The following is a 22,381-nucleotide window of genomic DNA, read 5'->3' as shown; positions in this document are numbered from 1 at the left end:
GATAAGATGAAAGATATTATAGGAGTGTTGTTCTCGCTGGTTGTGCTGTTGGTTTCGTGCTCGAAAGCCAATTATGTACAGTCTATACCCAAAAGCAGCATGGCTGTTATGGCGATAGATGCGCCCAAGTTGGGTAAGGACTTGAAGGCAGAAAACATCCTGAAAACATTTATTGGGGCAGACAACAACGTGGCCGATTGCGGAATAGACCTATCTTCAAAGCTGTATCTTTTTGAGGCGGCCGACATGAATTTCGGGCTTTGCGCGAAGGTAGACGACGTTTCTAAACTTGCTGCCACCTTTGATGCGCTTGTGCAAAAGGGAACGGCAGTGGCAGGAAAAGAACGCAAAGGATGCCAATTTTATACCGTTAACAACGTTTGGGCTGTGGGTTTTAACGACGATGCCCTGCTGGTGATGGGGCCGCAACCGCTTGCCGTGCAGCCCGACTTACAGTTGCGTATGGCCAAGTTGCTCAACATCGACCCCAAAAAAGAAGACCGCCAATTGCCTTTGTTAGCCTCGGTAGACGCCATTGATGCGCCTATGGCCCTTGTTGCGCGACTTGATGCACTGCCCGAAAACGTTGCGTTGCCCTTTACTTTGGGCCTACCAAAGCGCGTAAACCTATCGCAAGTGGTGTTGAAGGCAGGTTTGCATTTTTCGGGAAACGCTCTTTTGATGAAAGGCGAAACCTTTTCGTACAACCAAACGATTGACGAATCCTTGAAACGAGTAGCCAATGCCTATCGTCCCATTGGCGAAAGCTTTTTGAAAGACGCTACTTCGCCAGCCGCACTCACCCTTTTTGCCAACATGGAAGGCGACAAATTGTTGGGCATTGTGCAAGATAATGTTGTGTTGTCTACACTGCTTACAGGACTGAACACGGCCATCGACATGGATAACATCATCCGAAGTGTCGACGGAAACATCATCATTTCTACCTCCACTTATGCCAGCGGACAAGCCAACCTCTCGATGAAAGCTCAGGTAAAGGCCACCAATTGGCTGATGGATGTAGGTTATTGGAAACGTTCTTGTCCGCCAGGCTCTACCATTTACGATGCTGGCCCTCGCGCTTACGTGTTCGACAACGGCAGTTACAAATACTATTTCGGGTTAAAACCCGACAGCAGTTTCTATTGTTTGCCTCATCCGCCTTTTCAACAACCCGTTTCGGCTACGGCCAACGGCCAAGTATCGCCAAGCGTGTCTAACGAAATACGCGGGAAACGGCTTGCCCTAGTCTTCAACCTAGACGCCTTGGCCGGCATAAGGGGCATCAAGGCCAATAGCTTAGACATAGTGAAAAGTTATTTGGGAGGGGTAAACACAATCGTTTATGTATTAGAATGATGAACAGTATTAGCTTTGAACAAGTTACGCCGCACGTGTTCTTGCAACGCAATGACCTGCAATCGGATGTGTGGCAACAGCCCAATCTTAGGTTCGAAAAAGGTAAATTCTACCTTGTTGAGGCCCAAAGCGGCCTTGGAAAAAGCACTTTTTGCAGCTATATTTTGGGTTATCGGCAAGATTACGAAGGCGTGGTGAAGTTCGACGAAACGGATATCAGCCTGCTCTCCACAGCCGATTGGGTGAACGTTCGCCAACGAAACGTAAGTATGTTGTTCCAAGAATTGCGGCTGTTTCCCGAACTAACGGCTTTGGAGAACGTGATGTTGAAGAACCAACTTACCCATTTTAAGACCGAAACCGAGATACGTGCGTGGTTCGAACAGCTAGGAATTGCCGACAAGATAAATGCGAGGGTGGGGCAGATGTCTTTCGGACAGCAACAACGCGTGGCCACACTTCGCGCCCTGGTGCAGCCTTTCGACTTCCTCTTAGCCGACGAACCCATTAGTCATCTCGACGATCTTAATGCCGACACGCTTGGCGAACTGATGGCAGCCGAGGCTAAATCGCAAGGGGCGGCACTGATAGTAACAAGCATTGGCAAGCATCCTGGCTTGCAATACGATAAAATTCTGAAACTATGAAACTGGTTTGGAAATTACTTCGCCAACATATCAGTTGGCCACAGTTCGTTGGTTTCTTCTTCGCCAACCTCTTCGGCATGACCATTGTGCTGCTTGGCTACCAGCTATATTGTGACATCTTGCCCATATTTACGGCTAATGACAGTTTCTTAAAGGCCGATTACCTTGTGGTGAGCAAGAAAATTGGCATGGCTAACGCCTTGGGGCAGCAGCATTCGGGTTTCTCGAAAGACGAGATAGCCGACCTTCAAGCCCAACCTTTCATTAAAGGCGTGGGCCAGTTCACCTCTACGGCATACAAGGCAGAGGCAACGATGGACGTTAGCGGCATGAAGATACTTAACTCTGAATTGTTTTTCGAAAGCGTTCCCGACCCATTCGTTGATGTTTCGCTCGATAATTGGCACTATACGCCAGGCGATAGCTTGGTGCCGGTTATCCTTCCGCGAAGTTATATCGCCATGTACAACTTCGGTTTCGCCCAAAACCATTCGTTGCCTAAAATAAACGAAGGGCTTGTAGGTATGATAGACTTGCACATTCAGGTGCAAGGCAAGGGCGGACAAGGTTATTTCAGGGGAAAAGTCATCGGCTTTTCGTCTAAGCTTAACACCATTCTTGTTCCCCAATCGTTCATGACATGGAGCAACAGCCACTTCTCGCCCGATAGCGAGATGCCTCCGTCGCGACTTATATTAGACGTTACCAATCCTGCCGACCAGCGTATCGGGACCTATCTCGAAGACCATAACTACGAATTGGAAGATAACAATCTCGATGCCGAGAAAACCACTTACTTCCTCAAACTCATGGTTACGTTGGTTATGGGTGTAGGTGTGGTTATTTCCGCACTAAGCTTTTATGTGCTGTTGTTGAGCATCTATCTGCTTGTGCAGAAAAACACCACCAAGCTACAAAACCTCTTGCTCATTGGTTATAGTCCTTCGCGCGTGGCGTTGCCTTACCAGATGCTTACCCTTGTTCTTAACTTTGCAGTGCTTGTTGCAAGTTTCTCGCTCCTTCTTATAATACGAGGTTACTACATAGACATCGTGGAAACACTTTTCCCCGACCTCCCTTCTACGGGAGTGGCACCCACCTTGGGTATTGGTTTGGCGTTGTTTCTCTTTGTTACGGGTATCAATTTCGCCATCTTGTGGCGCAAGACAATCAGCATTTGGCGACACGGCAAAAACTAGTGGACGGCAAATGTCGTAGCACTTGTTTCGTTCTGCCCACCTAAACTTTGCCCATACATTTTGCGCTTTAAGCATTTTAGCGTAACTTTGTAGGCTGAAAAGAAATAACACGAAAGATAAATGGCAATAGAACTAAAAGATTTAACCAAGCGTGCCGACAATTATAGTCAGTGGTTTAACGACTTGGTTGTGAAAGCCGACTTGGCGGAACAGTCCGCCGTGAGAGGATGTATGGTTATCAAACCCTATGGTTATGCCATCTGGGAAAAGATGCAACAACAGCTTGACCGCATGTTTAAGGAGACGGGAGCACAAAACGCCTACTTCCCACTCTTGATTCCAAAGTCGTTCTTCTCGCGTGAGGCCGAACACGTAAAGGGGTTCGCCAAAGAGTGCGCTGTGGTAACGCACTACCGCCTGCGTGCATCCGAGGATGGGAACAGCGTTGAAGTAGACCCCTCGGCCAAGCTCGATGAAGAACTTATCATACGCCCCACATCCGAAACCATCATTTGGAACACGTATAAAAACTGGATACACTCTTGGCGCGATCTGCCCCTAATGTGCAACCAATGGTGCAACGTTATGCGTTGGGAGATGCGCACACGTCCCTTCCTTCGCACTTCCGAGTTCCTTTGGCAAGAAGGACACACGGCGCATGCAACGCGTGAGGAGGCCGAAGAGGAGGCAAAGAAGATGCTAGACGTGTATGCCAAGTTTGCACAAGATTGGATGGCCGTGCCTGTTGTGTGTGGCGTTAAGAGCGAGACTGAGCGTTTTGCCGGTGCGTTAGACACCTACACCATCGAGGCCATGATGCAAGACGGCAAGGCCTTGCAAAGCGGAACGAGCCATTTCCTTGGCCAAAACTTTGCCAAATCGTTCGATGTTACTTTCCTCAACAAGGAAAACAAACCCGAATATGTATGGGCAACAAGCTGGGGGGTTAGCACTAGGCTTATTGGTGCATTGATAATGACCCACTCTGACGACAATGGTTTGGTTCTTCCACCAAAGCTTGCACCCATACAAGTGGTTGTCATACCCATTGGTAAAGCCGGCGAACAGATGCAAGCCATCGCAGATAAACTGCAACCCGTTATCGAACAGTTGCGCAAAGCCGGCGTAACGGTGAAGTACGACGACTCTGACAACAGGCGTCCAGGCTTTAAATACGCCGACTATGAGTTGAAGGGCATCCCCGTTCGCATTGTTATGGGTGGGCGCGACCTAGAAAACAACACGGTGGAAATTATGCGCCGTGACACCTTAGAGAAAGAAACTATCGGTTTCGAAGGTTTGGCCGAACACATTGTTTCGGTGCTCGACGACATGCAGGCCAACATCTTTAAGAAGGCATTAGACTATCGTAACGCACATATTTACGAGTGCAACGACTACGAAGAGTTTAAGCAACGTATTAAAGATGGCGGTTTCTTCCTTTGTCATTGGGACGGAACGGAAGAAACGGAGGCGCGCATTAAGGAAGATACGCAGGCCACTATCAGGTGTGTTCCTTTTGAGTTCGAACAAACGGAGGGTGTAGACATGGTGAGTGGAAAGCCTGCTAAGCACCGCGTTATCATTGCACGCAGCTATTAAACCCCAATCGGTCGTTAGAACGCTTATCAATTATTTTAGGTTGTTTCCATCGCTTCCTGTTCATCTTTCGTTTGCTTGTCGGCATCTTGTCTGTCTTATTCTCTCGACGTAGCCCGCTACGTCTTCAAGAATAAGACAGGCAATATGCTCAGCAATCAAACAAAATCTAAGCGGCTCTAACGACCGATTTGGGTTAAATCTGCATGTTAGGGGGCTAAGTTGGCCACCCAAATCGTGCAAACGCCATATTCATGTACACAGTATTGTGTATGATATAGGGGTGTTAGGCCAGGTTTTGGCCTAACACCTTTTTGTATGTAACGCCTGTTGGTTGTTTGTTGTGTTAGTCTTACTAAGACCCAATGAGGCCGTCTTGACTTTTAATATTTTATAAATTGAGCGGAGTCTATTGTCTTCGTGATGCCAACACAAGATAAACACCCCTCTCATATACGAAGTGCAGGACAAATCAACGTACAGGTTTGTCAACTTGCGAAAGCCCAACAACTCACGATAACCCAACAACTCCCGAATACACATCATTGCATCAACTTACAAACTTACCACCCCATCAATTTACAAACTCAAAAGCTCCTCAACTTACAAACTCAAAAACTTATCAACTCACAACCCCACCAACGCATCAACTCAAAAACTTAAATTGTTGCTTTTTATTTTACAATATCAATCTAATTCTCACTCCGTTCTAGCGAAAATATTGGCTGTAAAGTAGGTAAATAACTACTATTTCTAGATATTCACGCTCTTTGGTTTGTCTGTTTTTAAGAAAAGAACCTGCATTTTGCACCATTTAGCCTTTCTAGTTTGGTTGCCTACCCATATTTTTTTACTCCCAATTACACCCTTTTTACCCCTAAAATCCCACTTTTTAACGGCTATTTTGGCCTTTTTAGCTATGTATTTAATGGTTCTAAAAGGTTTTGTTTATACCATTGCGGTGTATTTTTATGCTTTTCGTCTTGCATTTAGCAGCATTTTGCACTGCGTTTTGCACCATTTTACCTTGCGTTTAGCACCAAAATGCACTGCATTTAGCACCAAAACGCACTGCGTTTTGCGGCATATTGCACCGCATTTTGCACCAAAACGCACTTCATTTTGCTACAAATCACCCAAAAACGGGTGTTAGTGATGGTCTGTTTAAATAAATATTCATTTTGCCTGCATGTACAACTAACCCCTTTTTGCACAAAACAAACCTTCGCGAGAATCTCGATTTTTTGCGGCAAGGTGAGCGGTTGGTGGACGGAAAGGGCACTCATAATGTTAAATTTCTTACTGAAAACTAGACAAAAGGCAATTGTGTCGTATGCACATGCGTGTGCAACGGCATGGAAAACACGTACGCTTACGACCACTAACGCGAGCGTTTGCAGGGCATGCTGCTCACGGCCAACGGAGACTGCATTATGGCAACGCAGAAGACATCTTGGTTTTTGGAGATGAGGGAATAAAAAAAAGAAGTGTCGATAACGACACTTCTTTATTGAGCCTCTTGTCGGATTCGAACCAACGACCTCAAGATTACAAATCATGCGCTCTGACCAGCTGAGCTAAAGAGGCGGGGTGGGTAAGCTACTTACATCGCGCCGCTACAACCAACTACCTTTGCTACGTTCCCGTCCTGGAGGGTTCGAAGGGAGCTGGCCGTGCAAGACTTACCCGTTTTGCGGTGCAAAGGTAATACTTTTCCATTAAAACCGCAAGACACACTTTGCTTTTATACATATTTTAACGTTAAAGGCCGTGGATGGAACTGATGCCGTTGGCTTTCTTGTGGCGTTATGCCTATGGGTTGTTCTTGATGGTGCGGTGCTTTTGCATGGCTTCCTTGGACAAGATAGGCAGGGGTATTGTGGAATGCGCTATAATGATGGCAAGGAGCTAAGCAGTTTAGTCTGGGTTCTGTTGGTGCTCTTTGTTCGATCTTTTAGGCGGGTTCTAAAAACACTTTTGCTGTATTTTAGCTTTTAGCTGAACAGGTTTTGCTTAATCCTTGAAAGGAACATAGTGAACTATGCTTTCTGAAAGAGAAAGCAAAAGATGCCAGACAAAAGCAAAAAGACAATGAAGGGCAGTACAAGGAACAGCGATTGAACCTTTGCGGGGGATTTTTAGAACATGCCTTTACACAAAAAGTGGGCATAAAAGGCCTGCATAATACATTTTTATTGTACCTTTGCGTAAACAATAAGCATAACTCACAGTTAAGTCCGTGACGCATTCTCCGCGACAAGAACGCGGATGCACGGGCGAAAGCCATTGATTGGACGAAGTATGAAAACAACATTTATCGCTGGGCCTTGCGTAATAGAAAGCCAAGAACTGTTGTACACGGTTGCAGAAAAGCTGGTGGAGATAAACCAAAAGTTGGAGGTTGACATTATCTTCAAAGCCTCTTTCGACAAGGCTAACCGAACGTCAATCAGCTCTTTTCGCGGTCCTGGACTAGAAAGGGGACTCGAAATGTTGGCTAATGTGAAATCCAAATACGGATTGAAGTTGCTTACCGACATTCACGAAAGCTATCAAGCAGAGGCTGTGGGGCAGGTGGTAGACGTGTTGCAAATACCTGCTTTTTTGTGTAGACAAACAGATTTGCTGGTGGCCGCTGCCAAAACGGGTAAGGTTGTGAACATAAAGAAGGCCCAGTTTTTGAGCGGGCCCGACATGAAATATCCCGTGGAAAAGGCAAAAGAGGCTGGCGCAGCCGAGGTGTGGCTCACCGAACGCGGCAATACCTTTGGCTATAACAACCTTGTTGTGGATTTTCGGAACATCCCCGACATGAAAGAAATCGTTCCAACGGTTATCATGGACTGTACGCACAGCGTGCAACGGCCTGGGGCTATGGGTGGAAAAACAGGTGGCGACCGCCGATTTGTGCCGTCGATGGCCCTTGCTGCAAAAGCTTTTGGCGCAACAGGCTACTTCTTTGAGGTGCACCCCAATCCCGACAAAGGTTTGAGCGACGGCCCCAACATGCTTGAACTAGACAAGCTTGAAAGCTTGATTGCGAACCTAATATAAAAATACGTTCATCGAGAACATATACGGAGAAGAAACACTTATGTCTACATTGGCAACAGATTCGACAGAAAACAGGCTTAACAATGTGAGGGCATACGCCACGCAATGCCTGAAAGACGAGGCGCAAGCACTGCTCGACCTTATTCCGCAACTAGACCATCATTTCGACAAGGCTGTGGAAATGATGTTCAACTGCAAGGGTAAGGTCATTGTAACGGGCGTAGGAAAAAGCGGAAACATCGGTGCAAAGATTGCCGCAACGCTTTCTAGTACGGGCACCCCTGCCTTTTTTATTAATCCGTTGGACGTATATCACGGCGACTTAGGCGTGATGACGGCCGATGATGTGGTGCTGGCACTGAGCAATTCGGGGCAAACCGACGAGTTGTTGCGCTTTATTCCCGCCATATTGCATCGTGATGTGCCGCTCATTGGCATGAGTCGAAACCCCCATTCGTTGCTGGCCAAATACAGCGTGGCCCATATTACGGTGAGGGTAGACAAGGAGGCGTGCCCCCTGAACCTTGCGCCCACAAGCAGTACCACGGCAGCATTGGCTATGGGCGATGCCTTGGCGGTGGCATTGATGCAGGTGCGCAACTTCAAACCCACAGATTTCGCGAGGTTTCATCCTGGTGGCGAGCTGGGAAAACGATTGCTTACCACAGCGGCCGACGTGATGCGGGTAGACGATTTGCCCGTTATTCCACGCCAAATGCACCTTGGCGATGCCATCATACAGGTGAGCAAAGGCAAGCTGGGGCTTGGAGTGTCGGTAGAAGACGGCAAGATTGTTGGATTGATTACCGACGGCGACATTCGTAGGGCGATGGAAAAATGGCAGGCCGAGTTCTTTAACAAGACGGTTAACGACATCATGACCACCAATCCTAAGATTGTGTTGCCAACGACAAGGATTGCCGATATACAACAGATAATGCAGAAATACAAAATACACACGGTACTCGTGGCAGACGAAAATGAAAGGCTTGTTGGCATTGTAGACCATTACCGCTGCATGCTGTAAGGCTCTCTGCAACACTTAACGAATTATGATTGAACCATCGAGAATACGCTCACTCCTTTTATTGCTCCTCATATCGTTGGCTGCCTTTGCGCAAGGCAGCGACTCGCTTATCGTGCAACAGATGCGCGACGAGGGGGTTAAGTTCTCCCATAACAACTCGGTGGTGCTGCTCACCACGGGTCAAGAGAAGTTCGACGACATGTTTTCGGCCATATCTAGGGCGCGACATAGCGTACATTTAGAATATTTCAATTTTAGAAACGACTCCATTGCCGACCGCCTTTTCGAGCTGCTTGAAGAGAAGGCAAGCGAAGGTGTGCAGGTACGCGCCTTGTTCGACGGATTTGGAAACGACTCGAACAACCGCCCATTGAAGAAGAAACACCTGCGCACCCTGCGCGAAAGGGGCATCGAAATCTTTGAGTTCGACCCTGTTCAGTTTCCCTGGGTGAACCATGTTTTCCATCGCGACCACCGCAAAATTGTTGTCGTAGACGGCAATGTGGCCTATACTGGCGGCATGAATGTGGCCGACTATTACATCAAGGGCACAGAAGTGGTGGGGAGTTGGCGCGATATGCACTGCCGAATTGAGGGGCAGGAGGTGAATACCTTGCAGGCTATCTTCTTGAAAATGTGGAATAAGGTGGCCAAACAGAACGTGCATGGGGTAGAATATTACCGCGGAAACGATAACCTTGGGTACTTTGACAACTTAAAGCCCGACACTTGTCAATCGGCAGGAAAGAAGATGGTGGGCATCATAAACCGCGAACCACGCATATCAAATAAGATTATCCGTAGTTTTTATACTAAGGCAATCAATGATAGCCAGGATAGCATTAAGCTCATCAACCCTTACCTCACGTTGAATAGGGCGTTGAAGAAAGCTTTACGCAACGCGGTTAAGCGTGGAGTGAAAGTAGAAATAATGGTATCTACCCACAGTGATATTCCTTTAACGCCCGATTGCGTTTTCTACAATGTTCATAAGCTAATGAAACGCGGCGTAACGGTTTGGATGTACGAGCCGGGCTTTCATCATACCAAGGTGATTATGGTTGATGGTAAGTTTTGTACTGTGGGCAGTGCCAACCTTAATGCGCGTAGCCTGCGTTTTGATTACGAAGAGAATGCCGTTATTGTGGATAAGGAGACAACGCAACAGCTGTCTGACTTGTTTGATAAGGATAAGTCCGACTGCTTTAAGCTGACGCCCGAATCGTGGAACAAGTTCAGAACCCCTTGGCAGAAGTTCGTTGGCTGGTTTGCACACTTGTTGGCTCCGTGGTTATAGCACTGTTCATTACATCAGTAGCAGGTCTTAGCGCGATTTGTTATTTCTTGTCATCGCACACTATATTATATGGTAATAAATGTTTACGCACGTTTAGCGGTGTTTAGTGTCTTTGTATCAATTTTGGAAGTGTTAGGTAAGAGGGGCTCTTGTTTGAATGGAGGGTAGAATATAAAAGGTAAGCATTTAAATAACTGGATGAATATCTATGTGGAGTACCTGTTGTGATATGTATGTTGTTTGCTGAAAAGTCCTTTATTGTGGCTGGTTTTACCGACATATCGCAGTCTTCTCTTAATGAGGTGTGCATAAATATAGAGAGAACGAAGTAGGGCGCGTTGCTTAATGTTATGGATGTGGAGTTGGTTGCAAATCGTGGTAGATGCTTGGTTGTGAGCGGTTAGCGTAAAGCTTAGCGAAATTCGTTTACAGATTGTTGGATGTAATAGAGTTAAATTATCATTATATTTCAGTAAAATATTATCCAAAAAATAACTTTATACGTTTGAACTATGGGGGAAAAATCGTAACTTTGCATTCGTGATTGAACTACATAGACATATCGAAATCTTACTGCTGGATAACGACTGCGTCATCATTCCCGACTTTGGGGGATTTATGGCGCACCATGTTGAGGCTAGGTACGACGACGGCGACCATACGTTTCTGCCGCCGACGAGGACGCTTGGGTTCAATCGCCAACTCCGTTTGAACGATTCTTTGCTTGCACAATCGTATGTTGAGGCCTACGATTTGAGCTATCCTGAGGCCTTGACGCGTATTGCGAGCGAGGTTGAAGAGATGCGGCAGCACTTGCACAACGAGGGGTATTACGAATTGAACGACCTTGGAGTGCTTTATTATGCAGATAATGGCACGTACACTTTTGAACCTTGCGAGTCGGGCATCCTCACGCCAACGCTTTATGGGTTGGGTTCCATTGATATTGTTCGTCTTTCTGTTCAGGATGCTTTCAGCGAAGTTCCTGCTGTAGAATCAGTCGGCAATGTGCAAGAAATCGAAACGGCAAGAGTTCAACAACGCGAGTCTAAGCCCATTCTGTTAGAAATGGACGAAGCGGCTAAGTCGCTTTCCAACAGCGATGCTGAAGAGGATAATGATGACGCAACCAGCAATAACGACCTTATCATTCCCGTTGCTTGGGTTCGAAACGCAGTTGCCGTTTGTGTGGCTGTCGTTGCTTTCTTGCTTTTCCCCTCTACCGTCACCGAGGGCGAAATGAGCACTGTGTCGCATAGCGTAGTAGATACGGGTCTGCTTACATCTGTGATGCCCAAAGAGATGATAAAGGGCACAGAGAGCATAGCCGAGATAAAGGCGCCTGCTCCTTCTGTTGCTAAACAAACGGCACCAAAGTGCGAACAGACCAAACCAACCGAGGCCAAACACGCCAACCAGACGTTTTATTGTTTGGTGCTGGCTAGCAAAATAACAAAACGCAACGCCAATCGTTATGCCCAAATGTTGAAGGATAAGGGCTACGATAAGACCGAAGTGTTGGTTGATGATAAGGACGTGAAAGTTACTTATGGCCGTTACGAAACAAAGAACGAAGCTTATTTGGCTTTTGGAAAATTGCATGGCAAGGCCGAATTTAAGGATTGTTGGGTGATGCGCAGCGACGTTCGTTGATGTATAAGCATCTTACATGGTAGAATTAAACACACTAGCAAAACATGAAGAGAGTAAGATGTCCGAAGTGCGACAATTACATAACTTTCGACGAAACACGTTACCAAGAAGGGCAATCGCTCTTTTTTCAATGCCCAGATTGTGGTAAGGAGTTCGGCATACGCATTGGCGTTTCAAAGTTACATAACCGTCAAAAGGAAACAAACGCCGACGAACTAGACTGCAAAGACCACTGCGGCACGTTAACCGTTATCGAGAACGTGTTTCATTATAAGCAGGTTTTGCCCCTCCGTATGGGTAGAAACGTTATTGGACGATACATGAAGAATAGCGGAATAAACTGCCCCATAGAAACAAACGACCCAAGCATCGACATGAATCACTGCGCTATTGAGGTGAGTAGAGATAAACGTGGACGCTTGAAATATGTGTTAAGCGATGGTCCAAGCTACACGGGGACATTCGTTGACAATGAGATATTGGGCGACCGAGAGCGTCGTTTGCTGGAAAACGGTTCGCTGTTCACCATCGGCGCAACAAGCATTATCTTGCGAACACTAGACGAAGAGGACTGATTCAGTCCTCTTTTTTTGTGCTCGTTATTTTATGTTTCAGGCTAGTTCTCTTCTAAACAAATAATGTGAAGAAAAGTAAAGCGCACGTGCGTACATGCAAACAAATTGCAGAACACGCGATAATAACTCCCATTTTATTTCGATTTTGTTGAACTTATCGCAATAAAATCACTAACTTTGCACAACTTGTACCGTGCAAGCTGTAATTGGCGCGGGCTATTGTATTTCATAACAAACAAGATGGCCAATGCTTATAGAATATAAAAACGTAAATGTTTACCAAGACGACCGCGAAGTGTTACGCGGCGTTGATTTTCATGTAGACGAAGGCGAGTTCATCTACATTATAGGAAAGGTGGGGACTGGTAAGAGTTCTTTTCTCAAAACCATCTACTGCGAGCTGGACATTGACGAAGAAGACGCCGACACGGCAGAGGTGTTGGGGCGCAATTTAAAAACCTTGCGCAGGCGAGAAGTTCCTGCACTGAGGAAAGAGTTAGGCGTGATATTCCAAGACTTTCAACTACTTCACGACCGAAGTGTGTGGGAAAACTTGCAGTTCGTGCTTAAATCTACGGGGTGGAAAGACAAGGGCGAGCGTGCTGAACGTATCGAGAAGGTTCTGGCCGACGTGGGGATGAGCGACAAGAAACACAACATGCCTTACGAACTATCGGGTGGAGAGCAGCAGCGTATCGCCATTGCACGTGCCATCTTGAATAACCCGAAAGTGATTATTGCCGACGAACCAACGGGCAACCTCGACCTCGACACGGCCACTAACATCGTTGCCTTGTTGCGCGACATCACACAAAGCGGCACGGCCGTGGTGATGTCTACCCACAATTTGTCGATGCTGAGTAAGTATCCAGGCATTGTGTACCGTTGCGGAGACGGCAAAATAAAAGAGGTTACCGACGAGTACAGTAAGATAGACCTCACCGAAGAAGACGACATTTAAACATAGTTACACTTACTTTTAGCTTACATTGGGTATGAAAGTGATGAAATTTGGAGGCACTTCCGTTGGCTCCCCCGACCGCATGAAGAACGTGGCGTCGCTCATAACGGCATCGGGCGAACCCACGTTTGTGGTGCTCTCGGCCATGTCGGGCACCACAAATTCGCTTGTGGAAGTGGCCGATTACCTTTATAAGAAAAACCCCGAAGGGGCCAACGAGGTGATAAACAACCTGGAAAAGCAATATGTAAAGCATGTTGACGAACTGCTTGCAGACCCTCAACACAGGGAAAAGTTGCGCGCTTTCCTTGTTGATGAGTTTAATTACCTTCGTTCGTTCACCAAAGATCTCTTCACTAGCTTTGAAGAAAAGACCATTGTGGCGCAAGGCGAAGTGATAAGCACCAACATGATGGTTAGCTATTTGCAGGAAACTGGCGTTAAGGCAGTGTTGCTTGATGCCTTGGATTTCATGCGGACAGACAAGAACAACGAACCCGATATGGCTTTCATCAGAGAAAATCTTGCCCGACTGATGGAAGAGAACCAGGGCTATCAGATATACATCACGCAGGGATTTATTTGCAAGAACGCGTATGGCGAAACAGATAACCTCTTGCGTGGAGGTTCTGATTACACGGCCTCACTAGTGGGTGCGGTACTGCCTGCCGATGAAATTCAGATTTGGACAGACATCGACGGCATGCACAACAACGACCCCCGTGTGGTAGATAAGACCGAGGCCGTTAGGCAACTGAACTTTGAAGAGGCTGCCGAGTTGGCCTACTTTGGTGCGAAGATATTGCACCCCACATGCGTGCAGCCTGCCAAGTACGCAGGTATCCCCGTGCGATTGAAGAATACCTTGGACCCAGATGCCGAGGGAACCATCATCAACAACGAGGTATTGCACAACAAAATAAAGGCCATTGCCGCCAAAGACAAGATAACGGCCATCAAGATAAAGTCTAGTCGCATGTTGCTTGCCACGGGTTTCTTGCGCAAGGTGTTCGAAATATTCGAGAGTTACCAAACGCCCATCGACATGATTGTAACTTCCGAGGTGGGCGTCTCGATGAGTATCGACAACGACTCGCATCTTGAAGAAATCGTCGACGAACTTAAAAAGTATGGCACAGTTACCGTAGACACGGATATGTGTATCGTTTGTGTGGTAGGCGACCTTGATTGGAACAACGTTGGATTTGAAACATTGGTGACCGATGCGATGAAAAACATCCCTGTAAGGATGATTTCGTATGGTGGTTCTAACTACAACATCTCCTTCCTAATCAAAGAAGAAGACAAGCAAAGGGCGCTGCAAAGCCTTAGCCACAAGCTTTTCAATTCCTAACAATGTGAGCTGCGGCGCCAGCACGAGTCCTTGTGAGGCAGGCCGCTGACTGTTATTTAGGCACCGCGCGTTGCATCTGGTTGCACCCTGCACACAATTGTATAACACTCTTGGTTGTAATTTCATTAACAATGATTAGTTTACCTACACACGCATTTAAGCACCTGACAACACCTTTTTACTATTACGATGAAGGCATGTTGCGCGCCACGCTCGATGCACTGAACGAACAATTGGCCCAACATCCAAACTTTATCGTGCATTATGCAGTGAAGGCCAACGCCAACAAACGCATTTTGCAGACGATGAAAGCGGCTGGTTTGGGAGTGGATTGTGTAAGCGGTGGCGAAATAGAGGCGGCTTTGCGTGCTGGCTTTAAGGGCGACAGCATTGTATTTGCAGGTGTGGGTAAGAACGACTGGGAAATAAAGCTGGCCTTGGAAAACGGCATTTTCTGCTTTAATGTGGAAAGCATTGAAGAACTAGAAGTTATTGAGCAACTTTGCAACGAACTGAACCGAACGGGCGATGTGTGCCTGCGTGTCAACCCCAATGTGGCTGCCCACACGCATGCGAAGATAACAACGGGTTTGGCCGAGAACAAGTTTGGCATTCCCATAGACCATGTTTGGCCAACCATCGAGAGGTTGCAAGTATTGAAACGCATTCGCTTTATCGGTCTGCACTTCCACATTGGGTCGCAGATTGTAGACATGAACGACTTTCGCGAAGTCTGTACGAGTGTGAACAGCTTGTTGAACCTTTTGAAACAGCATGGCATCGAACCCGAACACATAAACGTGGGCGGTGGGTTAGGGATAGACTACGACAATCCCGACACGCATGCCATACCCGACTTTAAAGCCTATTTCGACACCTATGCCCGGCATTTGCAGCTTAATGAGAAACAAAAGGTACATTTCGAGTTAGGTAGGGCGTTGGTTGGGCAATGTGGTTGGTTGGTTTCGCGAGTGCTCTACGTCAAGCAAGGACTAAACAAACGTTTCCTCATCCTCGATGCAGGAATGAACGATTTGCTCCGTCCGGCCCTTTACCATGCACGGCATCAAATCCTAAACCTGTCCAACCCATCAGCTCCAAGCGAAGTGTATGATGTGGTAGGCCCCGTTTGCGAGTCGAGCGACGTGTTCGGCAGCGATGTTGTTTTGCCTACAAGTCATCGTGGCCACTTAGTGGCGATATGTTCGGCAGGTGCTTATGGCGAGGCGATGGCATCGCAATACAATTGCCGTCAGCTACCCAAGAGTTATTTTAGTAACGATTTAAACATTTAAAACAAGCCTTATGGTTTTAACCTTATATATTGATGCAATAACGATAGTCTGCTGTGTATCGTTAATTATGCTGTTTTTCATCTCCCTGTTCTGCAATCCTTTCTTGCGGGGCAGGCGCTTGAAGAAGTTGGCTTTGGCGAATGCTGAAATCGAAGTGGACGTTACCGATGCCTCTGCCACACCCGTATCAATTGTCATACCCATATTGGAAGATGCCCCCGAACTGGCTACTATGGTAGAAACGGTGCTGCAACAAGAATACGCCGCGCCTTTCCGCGTGATATTGGTTGCCGACAAAGGCAATGCGCTAGTAGAGCGGTTGTCGGCCGAACACAAAGGAGACAAACACTTATATTGCACCTTTGTGCCCAATTCTTCGCGCTACATGAGCCGCAAGAAACTAACGTTAACCATTGGCGTAAAGGCAGCCGAAACCGATTGGGTAGTTATCATGGAACCCACATGTGTGCCAACGTCTTGCAAATGGCTCGCCGCGTTTACCCAAAGTCTCACAGACGACAAGCGCCTAGTTGTGGGTTACACCGCGCTCGACACCGATGCCAAGACCTCTTGGCGCATGCAGCAGTTTAGGTCTAGCTTTTACATACTCACCCGAACCATCAAAGGTAAGCCTTATTGCCACGCAGGTGGAGTGGTGGCCATAAGAAAAGACGACTTTATGAAACGCGACGGCTTTTCTGGAAACCTCAATCTGTTGCGCGGCGAGTACGATTTCTTAGTGAATAAGTTTGGCGATGAAGGTGCTGCCGCCGTGGCATTGCATTCCGATGCGCATACGCAGACCAAGGCTCCCACGCTAAAAGAGTGGCGCACGCTGCAACTTTTCTTTTGGGAAACGCGCAAAAGCCTGCAAAGGGGAGGGGTCATTAGGTTCTTGTTCAACCTAGACAACATCATGCTTTACCTCAACTACATCGTTGCCGCCATTTGTTTGGCCTACGGATTGATAGAGGAAAGGTGGTTCATCGTGTCATTGGCATCGGCCAATCTGTTGCTCACCATCGTGTTGCGCATACTTTTTGCCCACAGAGCCATTAAGATATTCAAGGCTTGCATACCTGCGTGGCGCGTAATAGGGTTTGAATTGATGGTGCCTTGGCGCAAGATGCGGTCGTATCTAAAATACATGAAGGCCGACAAATACGAATTTACAAGCCATAAACTCTAAATTAGATGAACGTGTTGGTGTACATATCAAAAGGTGTATCAGATGTTGACAGGCAATATCTGACAACGCTTTTTGCCCTTTTAGATACCAACCCCGACATTGAAATAACATACGATGCGCCCCTGTGGCGACACGATTTCTCCCTATTTCATATCTTTGGTTGCTGGGATGCCAAGGCACTACGCCTATACAACATGGCATTACGCACGCATACGCCCGTGGTGTTGTCGCCCTTTGGCGAACTTAACCCCTGGCGAATACGCAACCTTCTGAAAGTAAAACGCATGCTGCTCAACATCCCAGTGCAACGAATGTTGAGTAGGGTAGAGGTGGTTCACGCTTGCGGACAGTTCGAACGCGACACGCTAAAAAGCCTAAACGCCACTGCAAACATCGTGCGTATAGACAATCCACGTATCAGCGGAGCCATTGACACTGCGGACATGGCTGCCCAGTTTGTACGCCTTTATCATAAAACGCTCAACACATGGCCTGCCACGATGCTCACCGCGGCCGACCTCGAACTAGTGGGTGCGTTGGTGCTTGCCGGCATAGATGCCGAAATGTTCGCCGCTATGGACTTGCGCCTCGAAACCATCGATGCGCTTACAACGCCCCAATGGCGGTACGTATTGATGTATGCCGCACAAGAACGCGTGCTCGACTTGGTGAGAAAAGGACTGGAAAGGCTGCAAACCGAAACGCCTTCGACCGACCTTTCTAAGTTCGAGACTTTCTGTTTCGACCCCATTCCCGAAGACGACAACCTGGCCGAAGGCGAAGAGCAAGATGCCGAGGACGAACAACAAGAGGAAACGGACAACCCAGACGACAATTCCACGGTCGATGGTATCGTCGAAATTGTGCGCACTTTGTACGATGCCCTGCCCAAAGACACGGCACACCTGCAATTGTTGGCAACGCTTTACGCCAATTTAAGGCTCACCGATTACGACGAACAGGCCCTTGTACAAGCACTAAACAAGGTTAAGCTGTTGCTTTTTTTCAGACGGGTGGAGAGCGTTATGCACCATTTATTCAAACTGCCCGAAGGATTCATGCCCATTCTTCCGCTCGACGACAAACAAACAAAAAGCTTAACGAACAAGATAACAAAGGTTTACAATTAGATGAAAAAGAAGAAATATGAAATAGAACGCGACTTGCGCTACCTTACACTCTTGGCGCAATCGTTCCCAACTGTGGCCGAGGCCAGCACAGAGATTATCAACTTGCAGGCCATACTTAACCTGCCCAAGGGCACAGAGCACTTCTTGGCCGATCTGCATGGCGAGTACGAGGCCTTTCAGCATGTGCTGAAAAACGCGTCGGGAAACATCAAACGCAAGGTGAACGAGATTTTTGGAACCACGTTGCGCGAGGCCGAGAAACGCGAACTGTGCACGCTGATATACTATCCTGAACAAAAACTGGAACTAGTTAAGGAGAGCGAAACCGACATTAACGACTGGTATCACATCACCATTCACCAACTTGTGAGCGTATGCAGAGACGTTTCGAGTAAGTACACACGGTCGAAGGTACGCAAATCACTGCCAACCGACTTTAAGTATATTATACAAGAGTTGTTGCACGAACGTGTTGACGACTCGAACAAGGCGGCTTATGTAAACGTTATTATTGAAACAATTATCAGCACAGGACGTGCCGACGACTTTATTGTGGCCATTTGCAACGTTATTCAGCGTTTGGCCATCGACCAGCTACACATACTTGGCGACATATACGATCGCGGTCCAGGGGCGCATGTCATTATGGATACGATGGAACGCTACCACAGCTGGGACATACAGTGGGGCAATCACGATATGCTTTGGATGGGAGCGGCTGCCGGCAACGTGGCATGTATCTGCAATGTGATACGTCTGTCGTTACGCTATGCCAACCTCACCACGCTCGAAGAAGGCTACGGCATCAACCTTGTGCCGCTTGCCACTTTTGCAATGGAGACTTATGGCGACACCGCATGCAAGGAATTCATTCCGAAGAGCAGTGGCGAGTCGATGAAACTCGATGAAAAAACAATGCGGCTTACGGCACTTATGCACAAGGCCATTGCCGTAATACAGTTCAAGGTGGAGGCACAACTCTTTGAAAAGCATCCCCATTGGCAAATGACAGACCGAGTCGTGTTACGCCACATCGACTATACAAGAGGTGTTATCACGCTCGATGGAAAGGAGTACCAACTCATCAGCAACGAGTTCCCAACGATAGACCCCAACAATCCGTTGGAACTTACGCCCGAAGAGAAGATGTTGGCCAAGCGTTTGCGCCACTCTTTCAAGGTGAGCGAGAAGTTGCAACGCCACGTACGCCTGCTTTTGCAGCATGGTTGCATGTACGCCATCTACAACAACAACTTGCTTTTCCATGCCTCGGTGCCGCTAAACGATGATGCTACACTTAAAGAAGTGGAGGTGTTTCCTGGGCAGACCCTTTCGGGGCGAAAGCTTTTGCACAAAATAGGCATGCTTGTTCGCACTGCCTACCAAAAGGATGCCGAGCCCGAAGAACGCGAGTATGCCATTGATTATTTTCTTTATCTATGGTGCGGACCCGACTCGCCCCTCTTCGACAAATCGAAGATGGCCACCTTCGAACGTTATTTCATCGCCGAAAAAGAAACGCATAAGGAGAGAAAGGGCAACTATTTTATGCTGCGAGACAACGAGGCGGTGGTTGACAGCATTCTAGATGCTTTCGATGTTAAGGGCGAAAATAGGCACATCATCAACGGGCATGTGCCCGTACACGTGGCCAATGGCGAGAATCCAATAAAGGCCAACGGCAAGCTAATGGTCATTGATGGTGGTTTCTCTGAGGCTTATCACAAGGAAACGGGCATTGCAGGCTACACATTGGTATATCATAGCCGTGGTTTCCAATTGGTTCAGCACGAGCCATTCGCCAGTGCAATGGATGCCATTCGCACAGGAAGGGACATTAAGAGTACCACGCAGATTATCGAAATGTCGTCGCATAGAATGCTAGTGGCCGATACCGACAAGGGCGTTGAACTGAACAAGCAGGTGGCCGACTTGGAAGAACTGCTCTATGCCTACCGACACGGCATAATAAAAGAGGCAGAACGGAAGAAACAAGAATAAGAACAATAATAAAAACTTTGCCCCAAGCAAGCATTGTCTTGCTTGGGGCTGATGCTATTAATAAAAAGTGAAAAGCTGTGCCAAAGTTTTACCTTTTAATACACCCTCTTCACCAATCATCTTCAATCTTCTAAATCAACAAAAATAGGATTGGATATTTCATCTTCCATACCAGGTTGTACCACTGCAATATTCAATCTCTTTATGTATGAGCCAAGATTTTTGTATGGCATGCGAAAATATTTTCTATATACTTTCTGCTGCCCCTCAGAATTAGGATGTTCTTCCTTTTTGGTGAGTAATACTACTACAGAAACATCATATATTCCTATTGTTTCGCCATCACTGAGTGAAAGGCCAACAATCTTGTAGTCTTCTAAGTCAAACCCTTCATCTTTACATAGTGTTCCTAAATTGAAGATAAGAGTTTCATGGCCATCTATAGCTGCCAGTCCACACATATCATTGTACTGTGTGCTTACTACATTTCTGAGGAAATCTAAATTAAAATCTTTCATTATAATAGAATTTAGTTAATAATTGGATCTAGGTTGATTTGTGTGAGTAACGATTTGTCAAGTCCTCAAATCGTATTAACTTTATAGTCATGGATACGTTACTAATGTGGTATTGGAAAGCCTGAACTCCAAGTTCAATTAGCGAAAAGAAGGGCCAAAGGGTATGTGAATGTAAGCAACTCCACGGATATGTTATGTTATACCAATGGAGGCGTAAGCTTCCGTTACCCACACAAATCAACATAGAGCCTAATAATTATATGATACATTTTTTGCATAATAGTTATGCGTCAATCTCCCAATCTTTGTAGCCTTTTGCACGCAGCTCTTCCAAGCGTTTTGTATAGGCTGTAAAATCTTGTACCAGTGGAACCATTCTATACTTATTATATAGTTGCTGTTTCTCATCATCTGTGAGTATGATAGGCTTGTCAGAATGTAGTTTGTTCCAATAGTTCTCAACAAAGAACACTGCATTGCAGCGCACTCTGGCATACTCTTTCAAAAACTCTTCAAGTTCGGTCTTCTCGGGGTCTATCATAGTGTATATACTTTTATCAAACGATTCAATTAATGCGTACTGAAACCTTGGCGAGAGCAAGGGCTGTAATGCGACGGAAGTCAATGTCTCTTGCTGCATAGGCGGGGTTCTCAGATCCGAGAGTAATGCAGCCTGGGGAGATGCGCCTATCGCACAAGCGAAATTCGACTTATTTCCGTCAGAATTGTGTTCCATAAGTCTTAAAAGTCTACCTTTTTCCTCCACAATTAAACATTTTGCGTAAAATATTCGCTCAAAGATTTGTTTTGTGTCATGCAAAGTGGTTATTTCCACAACGTGTTTAAGATGTAAGCCGCATCCAAAGGTACGAAATAATGACGTGATTTGCAAATTTTAGATATAGAAGTTCTCTTGACTTTTAATATTTCTATAAATTGAGGGGAGTTTATTGTCTTTGTGTAGTAAAGCCAAGACAAAGCCCCCTCTCATGTACGAAGTACTGGACAAAGATACGAAAAGTCTGAAATTCTGCCCCATTTGTCTGTGGCGAAACATAGCGATGCCTCAAAAGGTGGTCTGACTGAAGTCGTTCAATGTATTCTCTACAAGTTGAAAACCAGCTGTCAATATCTTATGATTCTTGCGTTTCCATGACGTTGTATCTGTTGGACATGTGTAGCAGCCCTGCAACCGCTCGCACTGGCGGTCGTAAGCGTACGTGCTTTCTGTGCCGTTAACCATGAGCTTGTATGCGGCATCATTTCTTTTGTCTAGTTTTCAGTGAGAAATTTAACATTCTGAGTGCCCTTTCCGACCACCAACCGCCTATCTTGCCGCAAAAAATCGATTCTCGCGAAGGTTGGTTCTGATGCAAAAGGGGGGGCGTTGTACATGCAGGTAAAATGAATATATATTCCCCAAAACCGGCATTTACACCATTTTTCGGGCTATTTGCAGTAAAATGCAGTGCGTTTTGGTGCAAAATGGAGTGCAATATGCCGCAAAACGCAGTGCGTTTTGG

At 46.7% G+C, this 22,381-nt stretch carries 19 protein-coding genes, 1 tRNA gene and 1 other RNA gene; 15 read left to right on the top strand and 6 right to left on the bottom strand.

Annotated features, from left to right (window positions below; all coding sequences use genetic code 11):
• Positions 1 to 6 precede the first annotated feature (6 nt).
• The 4 genes from HMPREF2955_RS06210 to proS all read left to right on the top strand — a co-directional run bounded on the left by HMPREF2955_RS06210 (position 7) and on the right by proS (position 4,807).
• Complete coding sequence (locus HMPREF2955_RS06210) at positions 7 to 1,359, top strand: DUF4836 family protein (protein WP_070721880.1); 1,353 nt, start codon at positions 7 to 9, stop codon at positions 1,357 to 1,359.
• Positions 1,359 to 2,006 (top strand): ATP-binding cassette domain-containing protein, encoded by a 648-nt coding sequence (locus HMPREF2955_RS06205; protein WP_070721988.1) that lies wholly within the window; start codon positions 1,359 to 1,361, stop codon positions 2,004 to 2,006. Before HMPREF2955_RS06210 ends, HMPREF2955_RS06205 begins: the two co-directional genes overlap by 1 nt.
• Positions 2,003 to 3,205 carry a hypothetical protein gene (locus tag HMPREF2955_RS06200; RefSeq protein ID WP_070721878.1) on the top strand — a complete coding sequence of 401 codons (1,203 nt, stop codon included), beginning with the start codon at positions 2,003 to 2,005 and terminating at the stop codon, positions 3,203 to 3,205. The genes HMPREF2955_RS06205 and HMPREF2955_RS06200 overlap by 4 nt, the downstream gene beginning before the upstream one ends.
• A gap of 120 nt (positions 3,206 to 3,325) precedes the next feature.
• Positions 3,326 to 4,807, top strand: coding sequence for a proline--tRNA ligase (gene proS, locus HMPREF2955_RS06195; protein ID WP_070721877.1), 1,482 nt, complete (start codon positions 3,326 to 3,328; stop codon positions 4,805 to 4,807).
• 1,052 nt (positions 4,808 to 5,859) lie between these two features.
• Here proS and HMPREF2955_RS16195 read toward each other — a convergent pair.
• From HMPREF2955_RS16195 to ffs, 3 genes are all read right to left on the bottom strand, one after another.
• On the bottom strand, positions 5,860 to 6,090 hold the full coding sequence (locus HMPREF2955_RS16195) for a hypothetical protein (protein WP_070721875.1): 231 nt from the start codon (positions 6,088 to 6,090) through the stop codon (positions 5,860 to 5,862).
• 227 nt (positions 6,091 to 6,317) lie between these two features.
• Positions 6,318 to 6,391 (bottom strand) — tRNA-Thr (locus HMPREF2955_RS06185).
• A 2-nt stretch (positions 6,392 to 6,393) separates the two neighbouring features.
• Positions 6,394 to 6,492, bottom strand: an RNA gene (gene ffs / locus HMPREF2955_RS06180) — signal recognition particle sRNA small type.
• A gap of 580 nt (positions 6,493 to 7,072) precedes the next feature.
• Here ffs and kdsA point away from each other — a divergent pair.
• The 11 genes from kdsA (at position 7,073) to HMPREF2955_RS06125 (ending at position 20,340) form a co-directional block, all read left to right on the top strand.
• A complete protein-coding gene (kdsA, locus tag HMPREF2955_RS06175) occupies positions 7,073 to 7,858 on the top strand; it encodes a 3-deoxy-8-phosphooctulonate synthase (RefSeq protein WP_083317641.1) in 786 nt (261 codons plus the stop codon).
• Between the two features lie 40 nt (positions 7,859 to 7,898).
• Positions 7,899 to 8,885 (top strand): KpsF/GutQ family sugar-phosphate isomerase, encoded by a 987-nt coding sequence (locus HMPREF2955_RS06170; RefSeq protein ID WP_070721871.1) that lies wholly within the window; start codon positions 7,899 to 7,901, stop codon positions 8,883 to 8,885.
• A 25-nt stretch (positions 8,886 to 8,910) separates the two neighbouring features.
• Positions 8,911 to 10,182 (top strand): phospholipase D-like domain-containing protein, encoded by a 1,272-nt coding sequence (locus tag HMPREF2955_RS06165; protein ID WP_070721869.1) that lies wholly within the window; start codon positions 8,911 to 8,913, stop codon positions 10,180 to 10,182.
• A gap of 540 nt (positions 10,183 to 10,722) precedes the next feature.
• Positions 10,723 to 11,835, top strand: a complete 1,113-nt coding sequence (locus HMPREF2955_RS06160) for an HU domain-containing protein (protein WP_070721867.1) — start codon at positions 10,723 to 10,725, stop codon at positions 11,833 to 11,835.
• A 44-nt stretch (positions 11,836 to 11,879) separates the two neighbouring features.
• Positions 11,880 to 12,410 (top strand): FHA domain-containing protein, encoded by a 531-nt coding sequence (locus tag HMPREF2955_RS06155; protein ID WP_009229408.1) that lies wholly within the window; start codon positions 11,880 to 11,882, stop codon positions 12,408 to 12,410.
• A 247-nt stretch (positions 12,411 to 12,657) separates the two neighbouring features.
• Entirely contained in the window at positions 12,658 to 13,371 is a 714-nt protein-coding gene (locus tag HMPREF2955_RS06150; RefSeq protein WP_070721865.1) for a cell division ATP-binding protein FtsE, read from the top strand.
• Between the two features lie 34 nt (positions 13,372 to 13,405).
• Positions 13,406 to 14,725 (top strand): aspartate kinase, encoded by a 1,320-nt coding sequence (locus tag HMPREF2955_RS06145; protein WP_070721862.1) that lies wholly within the window; start codon positions 13,406 to 13,408, stop codon positions 14,723 to 14,725.
• 131 nt (positions 14,726 to 14,856) lie between these two features.
• On the top strand, positions 14,857 to 16,020 hold the full coding sequence (gene lysA, locus HMPREF2955_RS06140; protein WP_070721860.1) for a diaminopimelate decarboxylase: 1,164 nt from the start codon (positions 14,857 to 14,859) through the stop codon (positions 16,018 to 16,020).
• A gap of 10 nt (positions 16,021 to 16,030) precedes the next feature.
• Entirely contained in the window at positions 16,031 to 17,209 is a 1,179-nt protein-coding gene (locus HMPREF2955_RS06135) for a glycosyltransferase (protein ID WP_246830080.1), read from the top strand.
• Positions 17,210 to 17,214: 5 nt separating this feature from the next.
• Entirely contained in the window at positions 17,215 to 18,339 is a 1,125-nt protein-coding gene (locus HMPREF2955_RS06130; RefSeq protein ID WP_070721857.1) for a glycosyltransferase family protein, read from the top strand.
• On the top strand, positions 18,340 to 20,340 hold the full coding sequence (locus tag HMPREF2955_RS06125; protein ID WP_070721856.1) for a fructose-bisphosphatase class III: 2,001 nt from the start codon (positions 18,340 to 18,342) through the stop codon (positions 20,338 to 20,340).
• Positions 20,341 to 20,462: 122 nt separating this feature from the next.
• On the opposite strand, the gene HMPREF2955_RS06120 is transcribed toward HMPREF2955_RS06125, so the two are convergent.
• From HMPREF2955_RS06120 to HMPREF2955_RS16510, 3 genes are all read right to left on the bottom strand, one after another.
• The gene (locus HMPREF2955_RS06120) at positions 20,463 to 20,858 is read right to left on the bottom strand and encodes a hypothetical protein (protein ID WP_083317640.1); all 396 of its coding nucleotides are present in this window, start codon (positions 20,856 to 20,858) and stop codon (positions 20,463 to 20,465) included.
• 283 nt (positions 20,859 to 21,141) lie between these two features.
• Complete coding sequence (locus HMPREF2955_RS16190; RefSeq protein WP_070721985.1) at positions 21,142 to 21,399, bottom strand: hypothetical protein; 258 nt, start codon at positions 21,397 to 21,399, stop codon at positions 21,142 to 21,144.
• A gap of 718 nt (positions 21,400 to 22,117) precedes the next feature.
• Positions 22,118 to 22,381 (bottom strand): hypothetical protein (locus HMPREF2955_RS16510; protein WP_210401281.1); only part of this gene is annotated, 264 nt, incomplete at its 5' end.

The sequence above is a fragment of the Prevotella sp. HMSC073D09 genome (assembly GCF_001814145.1).
Classification (GTDB): domain Bacteria; phylum Bacteroidota; class Bacteroidia; order Bacteroidales; family Bacteroidaceae; genus Prevotella; species Prevotella conceptionensis.
The sequence above is the reverse complement of the archived record's forward strand: the minus strand, read 5'-3'. Positions and strand labels throughout refer to the sequence as shown.

Excerpts from the sequence above, each read along its gene's own strand:
- HMPREF2955_RS06210 (WP_070721880.1), top strand. The coding sequence starts at position 7 with ATGAAAGATATTATAGGAGTGTTGTTCTCGCTGGTTGTGCTGTTGGTT.
- HMPREF2955_RS06205 (WP_070721988.1), top strand. The coding sequence starts at position 1,359 with ATGAACAGTATTAGCTTTGAACAAGTTACGCCGCACGTGTTCTTGCAA.
- HMPREF2955_RS06200 (WP_070721878.1), top strand. The coding sequence starts at position 2,003 with ATGAAACTGGTTTGGAAATTACTTCGCCAACATATCAGTTGGCCACAG.
- proS (WP_070721877.1), top strand. The coding sequence starts at position 3,326 with ATGGCAATAGAACTAAAAGATTTAACCAAGCGTGCCGACAATTATAGT.
- HMPREF2955_RS16195 (WP_070721875.1), bottom strand. The coding sequence starts at position 6,090 with ATGAGTGCCCTTTCCGTCCACCAACCGCTCACCTTGCCGCAAAAAATC.
- kdsA (WP_083317641.1), top strand. The coding sequence starts at position 7,073 with ATGCACGGGCGAAAGCCATTGATTGGACGAAGTATGAAAACAACATTT.
- HMPREF2955_RS06170 (WP_070721871.1), top strand. The coding sequence starts at position 7,899 with ATGTCTACATTGGCAACAGATTCGACAGAAAACAGGCTTAACAATGTG.
- HMPREF2955_RS06165 (WP_070721869.1), top strand. The coding sequence starts at position 8,911 with ATGATTGAACCATCGAGAATACGCTCACTCCTTTTATTGCTCCTCATA.
- HMPREF2955_RS06155 (WP_009229408.1), top strand. The coding sequence starts at position 11,880 with ATGAAGAGAGTAAGATGTCCGAAGTGCGACAATTACATAACTTTCGAC.
- HMPREF2955_RS06150 (WP_070721865.1), top strand. The coding sequence starts at position 12,658 with ATGCTTATAGAATATAAAAACGTAAATGTTTACCAAGACGACCGCGAA.
- HMPREF2955_RS06145 (WP_070721862.1), top strand. The coding sequence starts at position 13,406 with ATGAAAGTGATGAAATTTGGAGGCACTTCCGTTGGCTCCCCCGACCGC.
- lysA (WP_070721860.1), top strand. The coding sequence starts at position 14,857 with ATGATTAGTTTACCTACACACGCATTTAAGCACCTGACAACACCTTTT.
- HMPREF2955_RS06135 (WP_246830080.1), top strand. The coding sequence starts at position 16,031 with ATGGTTTTAACCTTATATATTGATGCAATAACGATAGTCTGCTGTGTA.
- HMPREF2955_RS06130 (WP_070721857.1), top strand. The coding sequence starts at position 17,215 with ATGAACGTGTTGGTGTACATATCAAAAGGTGTATCAGATGTTGACAGG.
- HMPREF2955_RS06125 (WP_070721856.1), top strand. The coding sequence starts at position 18,340 with ATGAAAAAGAAGAAATATGAAATAGAACGCGACTTGCGCTACCTTACA.
- HMPREF2955_RS06120 (WP_083317640.1), bottom strand. The coding sequence starts at position 20,858 with ATGAAAGATTTTAATTTAGATTTCCTCAGAAATGTAGTAAGCACACAG.
- HMPREF2955_RS16190 (WP_070721985.1), bottom strand. The coding sequence starts at position 21,399 with ATGATAGACCCCGAGAAGACCGAACTTGAAGAGTTTTTGAAAGAGTAT.